Genomic DNA, 15,726 nt, shown 5'->3' with positions numbered 1-15,726 from the left:
GGGCGTGATCGTCAGCGTCTTGTGTTCGTCCAGTTATCGAGTCAGGAGGCTGACATGCAGGTTGTAGTGGTTGGCAGTGGCTACTCGGGCACGCTCGTGGCGAATCGGGTGGCCAAGAAGGTGAAGGATGCCGAGATCACGGTGATCAACCCGCGCCCGGACTTCGTCGAGCGGGTACGGCTGCACCAGCAGATCGCGGGAACATACTCGGCGGCGACTCCCCTCGCGCAGATGCTGCGGGCGGGCATCGAGTCACGGGTCGGCACCGTCGACAAGATCGGCAACGGCACCGTCGCCCTCGCGGATGGCGCGAGAATCGATTTCGACTATGCCTTCCTGGCGGTGGGCAGCACGGTGGTGCCGATGCCGGGAACCGTCCCGGTGGGCACGTGGGAGGGCGCGCAACAAGCGCGCGCGGCGCTGGCGGCGCTGCCCGCGGGCGGCCGGGTCACCGTCATCGGGGGCGGTGCCACGGGCATCGAGACGGCGGCCGAGATCGCCGAGGCCAGGCCGGATGTGCGGGTGCGGCTGGTCGGTTCCGCGGTGGCCGGTGGCCTTTCCGATGGGGCGTATCGACGTGTGCGCGCCGGACTGGAGCGGTTGACGGTCGACATCTTCGACGATGACGTGACCGAAGTCGCCACGGGCGCAGGGCAGTTGGACGGCGTCGTGCACCTGCGATCGGGAACGGCATTCGCCTCCGACCTGACCCTGTGGGCGATCGTGTCCGGCGTCCCCGACCTCGCCGCGCGCAGCGGTCTCGAGGTCGACGCGCGCGGCCGCGCGGTCGTCGACGAATACCTGCGCAGCGTCAGCGACGAGCGGATCTTCGCGGTGGGCGACTGCGCGGCCGTGCCCGGAGCACGTTTCGCCTGCTACACCGCCCTGCCGCAGGCCATTCACGCGGCCGATAATTTCGCTCGCCTGCGCGCGGGCCGCAAGCCCAAACCGCATTCCTTCCCGTACTTCAGCCGCGGCCTCTCGCTGGGCCGCAAGGACGCGGTCGCCCAGTTCACCCATACCGACGACGCCGTCCGGCGCGCCTACTTCGCCGGACGCACCGCGGTCGCACTCAAGGAAATGGCCACCCACAGCGCGTTCTCTTCCGCTCGCGCAGGCGTTTCCAGCTTCTGATGAACAGCGCCACCGCACGCGCTCGGCCACTCGCGCGGGTTCCGTTCACCGGCAAGTGTCGTAACCACGGAAGGACGTATCTTCATGCGTATCACAGTCTTCGGAGCCAATGGTCCCACCGGCCGCCTGCTCACCGACCAGGCGCTCGCCGCAGGACATCAGGGTCGCCGCGGCCACTCGGCAGCCGGAATCGTTTCCGCTGCACCATGATCGGCTCGAGGTAGTCGGTGCCGACGTGCTCGATCCGATGGCCGTCGACGCCGTCGTGGCGGAGCGGGATGCGGTGCTGTCGACGCTCGGGGTGCCCGCTGGGAAGGAACCGATCAGCACCTATTCACGTGGTGCGGCCAATATTGTGGCCGCGATGGAACGCCATCGGGTGCGCCGGCTCGCCGTGGTCAGCTCGAGCGGGGTCGATCCGCAGCCGTACTCCGATGGCGGGTTCCTGTTCAATCGAGTGCTCCTGCCCTACGTGACACGGGTGGTGGGCAAGACGCTGTACGACGACATGCGGCGGATGGAAGCCCTGATCCAGGCCAGCGATCTGGACTGGACGATCGTGCGCCCGAGCGGGCTCTACCACCTGCCGTCGGTCACCGACTACACCATCGTCGAGGGCCATGCCGATGGCAGGTTCACCGCCCGGGTGGACTTGGCCGCGAGCATGCTGGCCCTGTTGGACGACCACCGCTACCTGCGCAGCACAATCGGCGTCATCACCACCGTCGACAATCCCACCCTGCTCCAGTGGATCCGCCGGGAAGCAGCCGCCAAGCGCTGAGCCCGTCCGCATCCCGCCGAGGCGCTGCTGCGATTGCGGTTTCGTAGGGTCGGCGTCGCGGTCATCATGTACACGCCCCGCACCGTCTAGCGTCGCCGCGAATCACATAGCGGTTGAACGCATTTCGACGCAGCATTCGCCGCTGGTCGGGGCCGGTACCGCGGTAATGGCTTCGGCGTGGAGTCCGGTGACGAGACCCGCGAGGTATGCGTGGTTGATCCCGCACACCAGTTCGGGAGATTTGGCCGCGAGCGGTTGGAACGGGCAGTTGCGCAGCCGCAGGCAGCCCGCCGCTTCCCGGCTCGGCTCGAAACCCTGGTCGGTGAGTGTGGAGTGCAGGACGGTCAGGGCGCGTTCGGCCCCTAGCCGTCCGGGGCGCAGTCGCGCTCGTAGGTGCTGGCCGAGCCGGGTACCGCGGTCGGCGGCGACTCGTATCGCCGCCTCGCGCGCCGTCTCACCGGCGGTTTCGGTGCGGACCGCGTCCATCAAAATCTCGGCAAGCACTTCGTGACGGCGGTCGGGGATGCTGATCCGCACCTCGGTGTCGGCGGGCTCGTACACCTTCGGCGCGCGCCCGACCCGCCGGATGTCGCCGACGTGTTCGTAGCGTGCCCGCAGCAGTCCGGCAGCGACGAGCTTGTCCAGGTGGAACGCGGCCAACTTGCGCGAGATCCCCACCTGCTCGGCGGCCTCATCGCGGGTGATCGGGCGATGAGCGCGGCGGATGTACCAGTACATCCCGTGCCGCAGCTCGTCGGCTAGCGCGGCCACGGCACCGATCGCCGCATAGCTGCTCACCCGACCACGATAACGCCCAATTGTGTTGGTCGAAACCGAGTGGGTATCCGCGCAATATGGCCCTACTCGGCTAATTACACCAATAGCTTTTGGCACAATTAGACGGCGTCAGGAGGTTGTCGTGACCGGTGACATGCAGCAGGCCAAGCGCCCGGTCAGCGCGATGCTGGCCGGTCCGTACGGACATCCGTTCCACCCGATTCTGGTCACGGTGCCGATCGGGGCGTGGGTGGCGAGCGTGGTGTTCGACATTGCTTCGCACGTTGTGGATGACCCGCAGTTCCTCGCCCGTGGCTCGGAGTGGCTCATCGCGCTCGGTGTGCTCGGCGCATTGGCCGCGGCCGCGGTCGGTTTCCTGGATCTGTTTGCCATCCCGACCGGCACCTCGGCGTTTCGCACCGGCCTGGTGCACATGAGCCTGAATCTGGCGGTGACCGTCGCCTTCGCGATCGACTTCTGGTGGCGGCGTTCCGACGGCGGACCACATGGCGCCGTGCCAATGGGCCCGCTGGTGTTGTCGATCGTCACCCTCGCGGTGTTGGCCGTCTCGGGTTATCTCGGCGGCAAGCTCGTCTTCCACTACGGCGTCCGGGTGGTCGATGAAACCACCCAGGCCATCGGCTACCGACGCTGAATCCCGTCCATCCTCATCCTCAGGAGACATCATGGGCATCGCGGCACTGATCCTCTGGTTGCTCACCGCTGTGGGCGGTTTCGTACTGCTCGGCACCTGGATCGCGAAAGGCGGTACGCGGCCAACGGGCACCACCCTGCTCCCGGTGCCGGTCGTGTTCGGCCACTTCCTGCTCGCTGTCGCGGGGCTGGTCGTGTGGATTGTCTACCTCGCTGTGGACAAAGTCGCACTCGCGTGGATCGCGTTCGCCTTGCTGATCCCGGTGGCGCTGCTCGGGTTCTTCATGCTGCTGCGCTGGCTGCCCACCTATCGCGCCCGCGCCACGATCGAGGCGCTCGAGCCCGCTGAACGTCATTTCCCGGTCGCGGTGGTGGGCGGTCACGGGGTGCTCGCGGTCACCACGGTGGTGCTGGTGCTGCTGACCGCCATCGGCGTCGGACGCTAGCGCCCGTCGAGACAGCTCCTGCCGTATCGAGCCTGGGGGCCGGGTTCCGTCGAACGTGGTCGAGGTGGCCGCCCAGGCTGTATTCGGCCGCCGTTTGACTACGCTCGGCGAGCAGCCGGAGTGGGTGGGGCGGCAATCTATATGGACGGGGAGTAGTGGCTCGCGGCCGAGCGGCGGCAAACCCCCGAGGTCTGCGCCGTCGAGGAAGTGCTCGACGGAACTGTGCTGTGTCGTGCCATCACCAGACGTCAGCGAGGTGGACCATGGGGCAGCTGAGAGCGTCCGGCGTGTGGACGCAGGCGAACTGCCGTACCGGCCACTTCATGAGGAGGTTGTCCGTCCGTAGCGGACATAAAGAAAAGGAAAGGAGCACTTCTCCCTTTCCCTTCTCAACATATAGCGCACCTGGGGGCTTGCGGCAAGACCCGGGTAGTGCCGCAGAATCTTCGGCCGAAGGTCAGAAACTGCGGAAATGGGAGTTGCGCCAATGCGTGTGGAAACCGATGTGATCATCGTGGGCGCAGGTCCGACCGGCCTCATGCTGGCCGGTGAACTGCGGCTGGCCGGAGTGCGAGCGCTGGTGCTGGAGCGGCAGCCGCGGCCCCGAGAAACCCCGAAGGCCAGTGGTCTCGGCGGGCGGATCCTGCATCTGCTGCGCTACCGAGGGCTGCTGGAACGATTCGAAGCGGCCAGCTCCGGCCCCTACCCGCCGCCCCGATTCCCCTTCGGCAATCTGTATCTGGACCTGACACAGCTGGCGGATCCGCCGATGCATGCGCTGCCGATCCCACAGCGGGCCATCGAGCGCGTGCTCGACGAACACGCTGGTGAACTCGGCGCCGAGATCCGCCGCGGACACGAGGTGGTCGGGGTGAGCCAGGACGACGCCACGGTGACCGCGGACGTGCGCGGCCCGGACGGTCCGTACCGGGTGAGCGCCCGATACCTGGTCGGCTGCGACGGTGGACGCAGCCGGGTCCGCGACATGGTGGGCATCGCGTTCCCCGGCAGCACATATTCGGAGGTCAACCGGCTCGCCCAGGTCACCGTGCCGGATTCGGTGACCGTGCTGGAAAACGGGGACCTCGACGTGCCCGGGATAGGCAGAATCGGCAAGGGTTACACGCGAACCGATCGTGGTGTGTTCGCGTTCGCGGCCCAGTCCGGGGTTCTGTTCCTACAAACCAGCGAAGACGAGTCCACCGAATACGACAATGACGAGCCGATGACCCTGACCGAGCTCCAGGACAGCATCCGCCGCGTGCTCGGCGCGGATCTCCCGCTGGGGGAACCGACTCGGTTGTCGCGCTATGTCTTTCAGGATCGGCAGGTCGAGCGATACCGCGACGGGCGGATCCTGCTGGCGGGTGACGCGGCCCACCTGTTCCCCGCCACCGGCACGGCACTCAACGTCGGCATGCTCGACACGGTCAACCTCGCCTGGAAGCTGGGCGCCGACATCCATGGCTGGGCACCGGCCGGTCTGGTGGACACCTATCACGACGAACGCCACTTCGCCGGGGCGCGTGCCCGACTACAGACCCGAGCCCAGGTGGCACTGCGGCGCGGAGACGACCCAGCGGCCGAAGCGCTTCGGGAAGTCTTCCAGGAACTGCTCACCGACGAGTCGGCACAGCGCCGCCTGGGAGCCCTCGTCGCAGCCACCGACATCCGCTACCCGCTGCCCGGCTCCGACCGCCACGCCTTGACCGGCGCCTTCGCGCCCGACCTCACGCTGCACACCGAGCAGGGCATCACCAGCGTCGCGGAACTCATGCACACCGCGCGGCCCATCCTCCTCGACCTGGCCGACCGCCCGGACCTGCGCGAGGCGGCCCGAGACTGGCAGCCTCGCATCGAGATCCGCACCGCCAAAACCGACGACCGACCGGCCGATGCCCTACTGATCCGCCCGGACGCCCACATCGCCTGGGCCGCAACCATCGATGAACCCACCGACACCGCCGCACCCGCCCTCCGAGAAGCGCTCTCCAATTGGTTCGGCACACCCGATAGCGAGACGTAAGTCGGGACTCCCTTTTGGCCGCGACCGGAAGTGCCGCCGCCGCATGGGCAACTGGAAGTGCCGCGATGGCCTTGGGAAACACCGGCATTCTGCAGTGAGGTCATAGCCGGTCGGATCGCAGACCGAGGTGGGACGGCATCTTGCCGTCCCGCCTCATCTGTGTGCTGCTACTGCGCGGTGGAGCGGAAGCTGCGCAGGCGCAGGCTGTTGCTGACCACGAAGACCGAGGAGAAGGCCATCGCGGCACCGGCGAGCATCGGGTTCAGCAGCCCGGCCATGGCGAGCGGGATCGCCGCCACGTTGTAGGCGAAGGCCCAGAACAGATTGCCCTTGATGGTGCCCAAGGTCTTGCGGGACAGCCGGATCGCGTCGGCGGCCGCGCGCAGGTCACCGCGGACCAGGGTCAGGTCGCTGGCCTCGATGGCGACATCGGTGCCGGTGCCCATTGCCAGGCCGAGGTCGGCCTGGGCCAGGGCCGCGGCATCGTTGACGCCGTCGCCGACCATCGCGACCACCTTGCCCTCGGCCTGCAGCCGCTTGACGGTGTCGACCTTATCGGCGGGCAGCACCTCGGCGACCACCTCGTCGATACCGACCTGTGCCGCAATGGCTTTCGCGGCCGCGGTGTTGTCTCCGGTCAGCATGATCGGAGTGAGCCCGAGCGCTTTCAGCTGCGAAATCGCCTGGGCCGAAGTGGGTTTCACCGCATCGGCGACCACCAGCACACCGCGCGCCTTACCGTCCCAGCCCACCGCCACTGCGGTCTTGCCGTCGGCTTCGGCCGCATGCATGGCCCGCTCCAGGTCGGCGTCCAGCTGCTGGGCCCAGTCGGCGAGCAGCCTTGCGCGCCCGACGATCACCGCGTGTCCGTCCACCACGCCCTGCACGCCGAGGCCCTCGATATTCGCGAAGCCCTCCACCGGCCGCAATGAGCCGACCTTGTCGCGCGCGCCCTTGGCGATCGCCTGGGCGATCGGGTGTTCCGACGAATCCTCCAGCGCCCCGGCCAGCGCCAGCACCTCGCCGGTGTCCTCGCCCGCCGCGGCGACGACATCGAGCAGGGTCATCTTGCCGGTGGTGACGGTGCCGGTCTTGTCGAGCACCACGGTGTCCACCCGACGGGTCGACTCCAGCACCTCCGGACCCTTGATCAGAATGCCCAACTGCGCACCACGACCGGTGCCGACCAGCAATGCGGTCGGGGTGGCCAAACCGAGCGCGCACGGGCAGGCGATGATCAGCACCGCGACCGCGGCGGTGAAGGCCGCGGCGACCGAACCGCCGGTGCCGAGCCAGAATCCGAGCGTCGCGATCGACAGCGCTATCACGATCGGCACGAAGATCCCGGAGATCTGGTCCGCCAACCGCTGTGCCTGCGCCTTACCGGTCTGCGCGTCCTCGACCAGCTGCGCCATCTGAGCCAGCTGGGTATCGGAGCCGATCCGATTGGCGCGCACCACGATCCGCCCGCCGACATTGACCGTCGCGCCGACCACCGCATCCTCGGGACCGACCTCGACCGGCACCGATTCACCGGTGAGCATCGAGGCGTCGACCGCCGAGGAACCCTCGACGACCACACCGTCGGTGGCGATCTTCTCGCCGGGCCGCACCACGAACAGGTCACCGACGACCAACTGCTCGACCGGGATTCGCTGCTCAGCTGTGCCTACCCACCCCGCCGACTCCGTCGGCTGCCGTCCCCCTGTGCCGCGCAGCACCGAAACCTCCTTGGCGCCGAGCTCTAGCAGCGCCCGCAGCGCCGCACCCGCCCGCCGCTTGGAGCGAGCCTCGAAGAAGCGTCCGGCCAGGATGAACGTGGTGACCCCGGCGGCGGCCTCCAGGTAGATGCTGCCGGTGCCGTCCATCCGCGAGATGGTGAACTCGAATGGATGCGTCATGCCCGGCATTCCGGCGGTGCCCCAGAACAGCGCGTACAGCGACCAGCCCAATGCCGCGAGGGTTCCCATCGACACCAGGGTGTCCATGGTGGCGGTGCCGTGGCGCAGGTTGGTCCACGCGGCCCGGTGGAAGGGCAGCGCACCCCACACCACGACCGGCGCGGCCAGCGTCAGCGACAGCCACTGCCAATTGGTGAACTGCAGCGCGGGCACCATCGCCATCGCCACGACCGGAACCGTCAGCACCAGCGAGACCAGCAGGCGGGTCCGCAGCGCGGCCGTCGGATCCTCGTCCGCGGCGGTTTCCGCGGGTTCCTCGATCTTCGGGGCGGGCAGTGCGGCGGTGTAACCGGCCTGCTCGACTGTGGCGATCAGCTGCTCCGGTGAGATATCACCGCTGAAATCGACCCGCGCCTTCTCCGTCGCGTAGTTGACCGTCGCGGTGACGCCGTCGAGCCTGTTCAGCTTCTTCTCGATGCGATTGGCGCAGGACGCGCACGTCATGCCACCGATCACCAATTCGACCTGTCCGGCGGATGGTTGTGTCGCGGTGGTCATCGTGTGCTCCGTTCTGTGCGACTCAGGGTAGTGAAGTAGTGATCAGTGGCCGTGTCCGGTAGGTTCCGCGGCGGGTCGTGCCGCGGCTGCGGAGTCGGTGACCGAGAGGGTGAATTCGGCGGTGCGGACCACGCCTTCGTGCTGGAAATCGAGGAAGAGCCGATAGTCACCGGCGCTCGGCGCGTCGACGTAGAAGGTAATGCCGGGTCCGGCCGGGGTCACACCGTCGCCGGGGCTGCCGTCGGGGTGGACGTGCAGGTAGCCGAGGTCGGCGGCGCGCAAGGCCACCAGGTGACCGTAGGCCGCCAGGTAGGGCTGCAGATCGGTGACCGGTTTGCCATTGCGGGCGACCGAGAGCACGACCTTCGACGGCTGGCCCGGGGTGACCGTGCCGTCCAGCGTGACGGTGTACTCGCCGACCTTCGCGATGGTCGACGGTGCGGGTAGCGCCTGGGCGTCGTAGTTGCCAGCGACCCGCAGGTCGGCGCCGAGGGTCATGTTCTTGCCGCCTTCGGGGGTGAAGTCGGCGAAGACGCGGTAGTCCCCGGCGCGGGTGAGATCCAGTGGCACGCTCCAGGTTCCGGCCTGATCGAGCGTCGGGTGCACGTGCTGGAAGACAGCCATATCGCGGCGGACCACGATGAGGTGCAGATCCTTGTCGTGGCTGCGGACGTAGCTGGTGACCGGTGCGCCGTCGCGATTCAGGATGCGCAAGCGCAGGGGCACGTTCGCCGCGGCGGTGGTCTGCGGGGTGTCCAGGCGCAGGGTGTATCCGTTTTCGCTGGCCATGAGTCCCGCGGGCACCTCGTCGGACTTCGGCTCGTCCATGGCCCCATGTGCCTTCGAATCGTGCGCGGACTCGCCGGGTTCCGGCCCGACGGTAGCGCCGATGGCGAGCGCGATACCGAAAACCGCCGCGAGACCGAGGGCGTAGCCGGCGAACTTGCTGGACGCGTTCATCGGGGGATGCTCCGTTCTGGTGTGGTTACTCGGCGAGCCGGTATCCGGCCTTGTCGACGGCGGCGGCGATTGCGCCGAGTTCTACCGCCTTCGCGCTGCCGACGGTCACCGTGCCGCTGGCGAGGTCGATGTCCACGCCGGTGACGCCGTCGATCGCGCCGACCTCCTTGCTGACCGAGTTGACGCAGCAGCCGCAGGTCATACCCGTGACGGTGACAGTGGCGGTGGTGGCTGCGGTGCTCATCTGCTCTCCTTCTGGCGACGACGGCCGGTGCCGTCGAACTGGGATCTACCATACCCCCCTAGGGTACATTGTCAAGCCTGTAGGGCTACCCCGTGAGGGTATGAGCGCATAACGCCCTGATATGCCGAGAGCCCGGCTGGGGGATCGAATGATCACCCGGCCGGGCTCGCGATGGTCGTATGAAAGTGGTGGTGGATGGTCAGGATTCGCCGCGGTAGGTGACCACGGCCACCGCCGGTGCCGATACCACCTGCACCTGCGCCGTATCCGAGACCTTGACGTGCAGGAATCCGCCTTCGATCGACACCTCGGCATCATTGATCTCGCGTACCTGCGCTCCGTCCCGGTCGAGCAGTGAATAGCCCTCTACCAGAGCGACTTTGGTGGCCTTGCGCCATTTCGCGGTCATCCGAGTGCCTTCCGTGGGTGCGGCCGGTGGGAAGTCCAGTTCCGGCCGGGCGACGTGATTGAAGTAGTTCGACAGGACATTCAGCGCGATATGGCCGACGACCTCGCTCAACTCGGCATCGCTCACGCCCCGTTCGCGGGCCGAGGCGATGACGTGGTCGTCGACGCGACCGCGCGACCGCAACACCTCACGGGCGATTTGCAGCACCGCGTCCGCGTGTGGATCCTCGGCATGCGCCGCGCGGGTGGCCGCGATCGCCTCCTCGGTGAAACCCATCCGACCCGCCCGCATGCTGTGTGCGGCAACGCAGTAATCGCAACCGTTTTCGCTCGCGACCAGCAGCGCAAGTTGCTCGCGGACGCGGGCGGAGAGCTTTCCGCGGGTCAGTGCGTCGCGCATGGTCAGGTACCCGCGCAGTGTCGCGGGGCTGTTCGCCATGGCGGCATAGAGATTCGGAACCCGGCCCAGCTGGCGCTGCACCTCGGTGAGCAGATCGGCCTGCTCGGCGTCGGCGGTTTCGATGGACACAAGCGGTAGCCGAGACATCGTGACTCCCAAACTCGAACGTAATGGTACCGATCGGTGCCGAATTGGAACGGTACTGATCGGTTCCGAATACGTCAAGTCGGATGGTACCGATCGGTGCCGTTCTGGTAGCGTGTTGGCATGGCAACCCAGGCCAAGCAGCGATTACTCACCACCGCCGAGGAACTCTTCTACGCCGAGGGCATCCGGGCGGTCGGCGTAGACCGGCTGCTGCAGGAGTCCGGCGTCGGGCGGGCCTCCTTCTACCGCCACTTCGCGAGCAAGGACGATCTTGTCGTCGCGGTGCTCGAGGATCGCGATCGCCGCTGGCTGGCGTGGTTGCGGGAGTCGGTCGAGGCGAAGGCGAGCGATCCGGCGGACCGTCCGCTGGCGGTCTTCGACGCACTATTGGAACGCTTCGCCCGCAAGGACTTCCGCGGGTGCGCCTTCATCAACACGATGGTCGAAGTGGCCGATCCGGACTCCGCCGCGCACCATGCGGCCGACCGGCACAAGCGTCGCGTCATCGACTACTTAACCGAAGTCCTCACCGCCGCCGGCCGCTCCGACGCCACGGAACTGGCCGCCGAGTTCGCCCTGCTCGTCGACGGCGCGATCGTCACCGCCGTCCGCGAGAGCTCCCCGGCCGCCGCCGCCCGCGCCCGATCGATCGCACACCGCCTGCTCGCCCCGACCTGACACCGCCACCGCCAGAGCCTCTGTAGTCAAAGGATGCCGTGGGACAAGGGCGATTTACCGACGTCGGCGCCTAGACACCGTGGCGATCTGCTCCGTACTCCGCGGCCGCTGCGTTCCGTCCGAGATGCGCTACTGGACAGTTGATCACGTGGAACTAGTGGCGGAGGCTTCTCGGCCGATGCCGCCACCAGTTCCACCTGATCGGCCGACCCCCTCAGGCGGAGTGGAGGTGGCGGGCGGTGGGGGAGGTTTCGGTGGTCGAGGGGTCCGGATAGGTGCGGAGGAGGCGGTCGGCGGTGCCGGAGGTGGTGACGGTGAACCAGTAGTGCTCGTTCTTGTAGTGGTGGTGGCGGTGGTTGCGCCAAACTGCCCGGTAGAGCGAGCCTTTCGGCTTGTAGTCGGTGTGGATGAGGTAGTGGGTCCACTCGTAGCCGAGGCCGAGCAGGGTGATCATCAGCAGGAAGGTCAGGCCGAGGCCGAGGCGGGGGAAGGCCAGGGTCGCCAGGGCGATCAGGACGACGACAAGTACCGAGAGCGTCTTGGTCGGGATGAAGATCAGCGGGATATTGCGCGGATCCACGTGGTGCTCACGGTGTTTGCGGGCGAGCTCGCTATCGATCGGGATCGGGCCGAGTTGCCGCGGGCGCCAGTGCAACACCGTGACGTGCACGATCCACTCGAAGACCGGGAAGAACGCGAGCATCACCGCGGGCACCAGCGCATCGGTCAATTGCCAGTCGCCAACGATGATTCGGGCGACCAGCGCCGCCACCAGGGTGGTGCCGATCAGCCAGGGCGAGGGGTGCCGAATGAATTCGCGAAAGGCGCCGCCGAGGGTGAGGCCGCGGCGCAGGGGCCGTTCGTCCTGACGGACGCGGGCGCTCGCCGAATCCTTGCTGGATGACTGGGATTTCGTCATGATCGTTCCTTGGTGGAGCTGGTCGGTGCCGTGGCGCACCGGGCGAAAGTTGTTCCGGAACCGCTGCGGGTGATCCGGATTGCCGACGCCGAGCGGCGGCGGCGATGGATGCGGTCAGTGCCCTCCCAATACTTCGATCAGGGCGGTGGTCGCCGGTTCGAGTAGTGCCCGGGCCGTGGTTGCGGCCTGCTTCGGCCGACCCGCCACAACGGCGGCGGCCAGCTCGCGGTAGGCCTCGACATTGCCCACCTCGGCGGACATGATCGGGGCCAGCGCCGCGAGCGCGGGTTCGTAGGCGCCGCGCAGCATGTTGAACATCAGCCGGAAGACGATGGAGTCGGCCGCGTCGACGATGTGATCCCAGAACTCCATCGCATGGCGCTGCTGTGCGATCGGATCCTGTTCGGCGGCAAGCGCTTCGACGGTGCGATCCAAGACCGCGCGCACGGTAGCGGAGTCGGTCTGCCCGAGCCGGATCGCCGCGAGTTCGGCCACCTTGGGTCCGTTGTGCAGCCGTGCCTCCAGAATGCTGCGCGCGACCTTCGGCTCCAGCTCACCGGCCTGGACCAGCAACCGCGGCAGCACCTCCAGCCCGGCCCCGCGCCGATAATCCAGCACGGTCGTCGCATCCCCCTGTCGCACCGCCACCAGCCCGGCCGCCGCCAACCGCTGCAGCGCCTCCCGCACCGCGGGCCGCGAAACTCCCAACGCCTCCGCCAACTGCCGCTCGCTGGGCAGCGTCGCGCCGGGAGCCAACTCCCCACTGAGCACGTCCGCCGCGATCTGCTCGAACACGTCCCCGGACACCGACCGCTTGACCACTGGTTGCAACGCCATGCCCTCACTGTCCTCCAGAAAGGTAAGGAGGTCAAGTGGTCAGACCAGTTCGAACCATGAAATCGCGAGGTCAGTTGCGTCGGACCCGGCGTATGGCGGCTTACAGGGATCAACCGCATCCCGACAGGGGCGCGGGCGGCGGAGGGCGAACTCGATGCCGCCGGACTGCCGCCGGGATTCCGCCTGTCGCGAGGGACTGTGCGAGCGTGAGGTCAGCTGGGCCGGACCCGCGTATGGCGGCAGGGATCAACCGCACTTTGGCAAGGGCGTGGGTGGCCTGTCGCGCGGGACTATGTGAGCGCGAGGTCAGCTGGCTCGAAAACGCGTATGGCGGCAGGGATCAACCGCACTCTGGCAAGGGCGTGCGTGGCCTGTCGCGAGGGACCATGGGATCGCGAGGTCAACTAGGGTCGGACCCGCGTATGGCGGCCAGCCAGATGGTGGTGGCAGCGGCTACCGAAGTTGCCGCCAGGAAGGCGGTGAAACCGCCTGCGGCTACGTAGACCCACATCAGGGCCACGAAGGGGGCGGCGACGGTGGACTGGGCGTCGAGCAGGAGGCGACGACGAAAACGGGCCGAATCCGTTGCGAGGACCAGGGCATCGGGGTCGGGGCGCGAGGGGTTGTCGATCAGGCGGCCCGGCGGTTCGGAGTTGCGAGCCTTCCCGGATGGATAGAAGTGCAGGCTGGCGGTGTCGACGGATCGAGCGGTCACCTCGGCTTCGGTCTCGGTCATGCCGAGCAGTGCGGGATCGAAAAACACCGGCAGCCAGCGGGTTCGGTAGTTCTCGGTGATCTCGAGCCAGCTGCGGCTGACGAGTCGATGCTGTTGCCGGACCCGTTTGATCTCCACGGTGCGTGGTACTTCGCCGTTGGCCCTGCCGGTGCTGCTCGGCTGGTCGCCGCTATCGGCGGCTTCGGCGCGGCGGCTGCTCTGTTGCCCGCTGCCGTCCGCGCGAGGCGGGCGCGCTGGATTGTCGACAGTGCTCGCCAATCCATTCGGCAGGTGGCCCAGCGCCATTGCGAGCTGAAAACCCGTATAGCCCACAATGCCCAGCGCCACCGTCGCCAGGGCCGCGACTTGGTCCAGATTGCCGAACGGCGCCCAGACCAGGCAGACAGCCAGGGCGCCGATCGTCACGGTGACCGGGTAGGCCAGCGGGTGGCCCGGTCCGAATTTCACTTCAGGAAGCCGACTTTGGTGTAGTCGGGGGAGGCGAGGCCGAAGGCGCCGTAGTTGGCGAGGTTATCGCGGACGGCATAGGTGCCCGAGGCCTGCTGCAGCGGCACCGAATAGCCCTCGGCGAAGATCATTTGATCGCATTTGTTCGCCAGTTCGATGGCCTTCGCCGGATCCAGTTCGGCAATGGTCTGCTCGATCAGCGCATTCAGTTCCGCGGATCCGATGCGGGCCTTATTGCTCCCCTGACTGTTCGGGTTGTTCGGGTCATATGCGTAGACCTGAGGCAGCACCCCGAGCGGCAAAACGCCACCACCCCAGCTGAATTGGGCGATGTCGAAGTTCCCCGGATCGATCACATCCTTGAACAAGCCTTGGCCGGGTACGGTTTGGATGGTCAGCTTCACCCCGATCTTCGCCAGGTTCTGCTGCACGATCTGCGCGGTCTGCACCCAGGCCTCCTGCTGGTACATCACATCGCGCAGTTCCAGCTTTCGGCCATCCTTTTCGCGGACATCGCCATTGAGCTTCCACCCGAGCGCGTCGAGCATCCGCGCCGCCTCGGCGGGGTCGTAGGCGATGGGCGCCGAATTGTCCTGGTAGCCCTTCTGGCCCTTCATGTAGATGTGGTTGTTCAGCGGCGTCGGATTTTCGACGACACCGTTCTGGGCGGCGGTCACCAGTGCCTGCCGATCGATTGCCTTCGAAATGGCAATGCGCAGTTGCGGATCCTCGAGCAGGGCGCCCTTGCCGCCATTGAAGGTCAGATGCGACCAACTGGGCTCGGGCGTGCGCCGCACCACCACGTTCTTCGAGTTCCGCGCGCCGGTCACATTCTCGATGCCGGACATATAGGCATAGTCGATCTCGTTGTTCTGGATCCCGGGCAGCACTGCGGAATCGTCGAGCACGCTGAGCGTGATCGTGTCCAGCTTCGGAGTATCGCCCCACCATTTCGGATTGCGGCCCAGCGTGATCCGGTTCTGCGCGCGATCGATGTTGGTGAGCATGAACGGACCCGAGCTGACCGGGAGTGTGTCGTGGTCGGCGTTGCTGAACGCATCCGGGGTGGCGGTGACAGACTTCGGATACAGCGGACTGAATTGACCCTGCCATTCGGCATACGGCTTATTGAAGGTGACGATAGCCTGCCGGTCGTCCTCGCCTCGTTCGACCTTCTCGACCCGGTCGAAGCCGCTGGGTGAGGAGATGAGGAAGCCGGGATCCTTGGTGCTCAGCGCGGCCGCCTCCGATCGCAGGTCCTCCCAGGTGATCGGGGTGCCGTCGGACCATACGGCCTTCGGGTTGATCGTGTAGGTGACCTGCTGGGGGCTGGTATTCGTCAGCTTGATGTCGGTGAAGTAATTGTGATCGACGGTGAGTTCGCCCGCCGCATTGCTCACCCAAGGGGACGGCATCGTCGGATTGATCACCGTGGCCGTGGTGTCGGTGGTGCCGTCGATATGCAGATAGTTGAAGTTCTCCGGGAAGTTGGTGATCGCCAGGCGCAGATTCCCGCCGTCGCGCAACTCGCTGCGATCCTTCTGGTTGATGTCGTTTGTGCTACCGATATCGACCGTGCCCGGGGTGATGCTGTTATCGGAGCAACCGGTCGCGATCAGGCCCAGCGCGACAACAGGGACGGCGAACCGGGCAAAGCGTGCGGAAGTCATTGC

General features: G+C 67.0%; 15 protein-coding genes. 6 read left to right on the top strand and 9 right to left on the bottom strand.

The window, feature by feature from the left end:
- The first annotated feature begins 54 nt into the window (after positions 1-54).
- Both ACHQ4I_RS01830 and ACHQ4I_RS01825 read left to right on the top strand, forming a co-directional pair.
- Entirely contained in the window at positions 55-1,134 is a 1,080-nt protein-coding gene (locus tag ACHQ4I_RS01830; RefSeq protein ID WP_420769875.1) for an NAD(P)/FAD-dependent oxidoreductase, read from the top strand.
- Positions 1,135-1,243: 109 nt separating this feature from the next.
- Entirely contained in the window at positions 1,244-1,915 is a 672-nt protein-coding gene (locus tag ACHQ4I_RS01825) for an NAD(P)-dependent oxidoreductase (protein ID WP_420769874.1), read from the top strand.
- Positions 1,916-2,017: 102 nt separating this feature from the next.
- On the opposite strand, the gene ACHQ4I_RS01820 is transcribed toward ACHQ4I_RS01825, so the two are convergent.
- Entirely contained in the window at positions 2,018-2,713 is a 696-nt protein-coding gene (locus tag ACHQ4I_RS01820) for a helix-turn-helix transcriptional regulator (protein ID WP_420769873.1), read from the bottom strand.
- Positions 2,714-2,834: 121 nt separating this feature from the next.
- Between ACHQ4I_RS01820 and ACHQ4I_RS01815 the strand changes: the two genes are divergently transcribed.
- From ACHQ4I_RS01815 to ACHQ4I_RS01805, 3 genes are all read left to right on the top strand, one after another.
- Entirely contained in the window at positions 2,835-3,347 is a 513-nt protein-coding gene (locus tag ACHQ4I_RS01815; RefSeq protein ID WP_420769872.1) for a DUF2231 domain-containing protein, read from the top strand.
- A gap of 31 nt (positions 3,348-3,378) precedes the next feature.
- On the top strand, positions 3,379-3,792 hold the full coding sequence (locus tag ACHQ4I_RS01810; protein ID WP_420769871.1) for a hypothetical protein: 414 nt from the start codon (positions 3,379-3,381) through the stop codon (positions 3,790-3,792).
- A gap of 487 nt (positions 3,793-4,279) precedes the next feature.
- Positions 4,280-5,818 (top strand): FAD-dependent monooxygenase, encoded by a 1,539-nt coding sequence (locus tag ACHQ4I_RS01805; protein ID WP_420769870.1) that lies wholly within the window; start codon positions 4,280-4,282, stop codon positions 5,816-5,818.
- A 167-nt stretch (positions 5,819-5,985) separates the two neighbouring features.
- Here the strand turns inward: ACHQ4I_RS01805 and ACHQ4I_RS01800 are convergent, their stop codons facing one another.
- The 4 genes from ACHQ4I_RS01800 to ACHQ4I_RS01785 all read right to left on the bottom strand — a co-directional run bounded on the left by ACHQ4I_RS01800 (position 5,986) and on the right by ACHQ4I_RS01785 (position 10,418).
- The gene (locus ACHQ4I_RS01800; RefSeq protein WP_420769869.1) at positions 5,986-8,277 is read right to left on the bottom strand and encodes a heavy metal translocating P-type ATPase; all 2,292 of its coding nucleotides are present in this window, start codon (positions 8,275-8,277) and stop codon (positions 5,986-5,988) included.
- Positions 8,278-8,319: 42 nt separating this feature from the next.
- Positions 8,320-9,237, bottom strand: coding sequence for a hypothetical protein (locus ACHQ4I_RS01795; RefSeq protein WP_420769868.1), 918 nt, complete (start codon positions 9,235-9,237; stop codon positions 8,320-8,322).
- 25 nt (positions 9,238-9,262) lie between these two features.
- A complete protein-coding gene (locus tag ACHQ4I_RS01790) occupies positions 9,263-9,481 on the bottom strand; it encodes a heavy-metal-associated domain-containing protein (protein ID WP_420769867.1) in 219 nt (72 codons plus the stop codon).
- 199 nt (positions 9,482-9,680) lie between these two features.
- A complete protein-coding gene (locus ACHQ4I_RS01785; RefSeq protein WP_420769866.1) occupies positions 9,681-10,418 on the bottom strand; it encodes a carboxymuconolactone decarboxylase family protein in 738 nt (245 codons plus the stop codon).
- Between the two features lie 138 nt (positions 10,419-10,556).
- Here ACHQ4I_RS01785 and ACHQ4I_RS01780 point away from each other — a divergent pair, with 138 nt between their 5' ends.
- Positions 10,557-11,114, top strand: a complete 558-nt coding sequence (locus tag ACHQ4I_RS01780; protein WP_420769865.1) for a TetR/AcrR family transcriptional regulator — start codon at positions 10,557-10,559, stop codon at positions 11,112-11,114.
- Between the two features lie 214 nt (positions 11,115-11,328).
- Here ACHQ4I_RS01780 and ACHQ4I_RS01775 read toward each other — a convergent pair whose 3' ends face one another.
- From ACHQ4I_RS01775 to ACHQ4I_RS01760, 4 genes are all read right to left on the bottom strand, one after another.
- Entirely contained in the window at positions 11,329-12,033 is a 705-nt protein-coding gene (locus ACHQ4I_RS01775; RefSeq protein WP_420769864.1) for a sterol desaturase family protein, read from the bottom strand.
- Between the two features lie 114 nt (positions 12,034-12,147).
- Positions 12,148-12,870 (bottom strand): FadR/GntR family transcriptional regulator, encoded by a 723-nt coding sequence (locus ACHQ4I_RS01770; RefSeq protein WP_420769863.1) that lies wholly within the window; start codon positions 12,868-12,870, stop codon positions 12,148-12,150.
- A 400-nt stretch (positions 12,871-13,270) separates the two neighbouring features.
- Positions 13,271-14,053, bottom strand: coding sequence for a hypothetical protein (locus ACHQ4I_RS01765; protein WP_420769862.1), 783 nt, complete (start codon positions 14,051-14,053; stop codon positions 13,271-13,273).
- Positions 14,050-15,723, bottom strand: a complete 1,674-nt coding sequence (locus tag ACHQ4I_RS01760) for an ABC transporter family substrate-binding protein (RefSeq protein WP_420769861.1) — start codon at positions 15,721-15,723, stop codon at positions 14,050-14,052. The genes ACHQ4I_RS01765 and ACHQ4I_RS01760 overlap by 4 nt, the downstream gene beginning before the upstream one ends.
- Positions 15,724-15,726 lie beyond the last annotated feature (3 nt).

The organism is Nocardia nepalensis (assembly GCF_048910785.1).
Lineage (GTDB): Bacteria > Actinomycetota > Actinomycetes > Mycobacteriales > Mycobacteriaceae > Nocardia > Nocardia nepalensis.
This window is presented reverse-complemented; position numbering and strand designations above follow the sequence as displayed.

Bases quoted from the DNA above. Each gene is read 5' to 3' on its own strand.
- ACHQ4I_RS01830 (WP_420769875.1), top strand. From the start codon at position 55: ATGCAGGTTGTAGTGGTTGGCAGTGGCTACTCGGGCACGCTCGTGGCG.
- ACHQ4I_RS01825 (WP_420769874.1), top strand. From the start codon at position 1,244: ATGGTCCCACCGGCCGCCTGCTCACCGACCAGGCGCTCGCCGCAGGAC.
- ACHQ4I_RS01810 (WP_420769871.1), top strand. From the start codon at position 3,379: ATGGGCATCGCGGCACTGATCCTCTGGTTGCTCACCGCTGTGGGCGGT.
- ACHQ4I_RS01805 (WP_420769870.1), top strand. From the start codon at position 4,280: ATGCGTGTGGAAACCGATGTGATCATCGTGGGCGCAGGTCCGACCGGC.
- ACHQ4I_RS01800 (WP_420769869.1), bottom strand. From the start codon at position 8,277: ATGACCACCGCGACACAACCATCCGCCGGACAGGTCGAATTGGTGATC.
- ACHQ4I_RS01795 (WP_420769868.1), bottom strand. From the start codon at position 9,237: ATGAACGCGTCCAGCAAGTTCGCCGGCTACGCCCTCGGTCTCGCGGCG.
- ACHQ4I_RS01790 (WP_420769867.1), bottom strand. From the start codon at position 9,481: ATGAGCACCGCAGCCACCACCGCCACTGTCACCGTCACGGGTATGACC.
- ACHQ4I_RS01780 (WP_420769865.1), top strand. From the start codon at position 10,557: ATGGCAACCCAGGCCAAGCAGCGATTACTCACCACCGCCGAGGAACTC.
- ACHQ4I_RS01775 (WP_420769864.1), bottom strand. From the start codon at position 12,033: ATGACGAAATCCCAGTCATCCAGCAAGGATTCGGCGAGCGCCCGCGTC.
- ACHQ4I_RS01770 (WP_420769863.1), bottom strand. From the start codon at position 12,870: ATGGCGTTGCAACCAGTGGTCAAGCGGTCGGTGTCCGGGGACGTGTTC.
- ACHQ4I_RS01760 (WP_420769861.1), bottom strand. From the start codon at position 15,723: ATGACTTCCGCACGCTTTGCCCGGTTCGCCGTCCCTGTTGTCGCGCTG.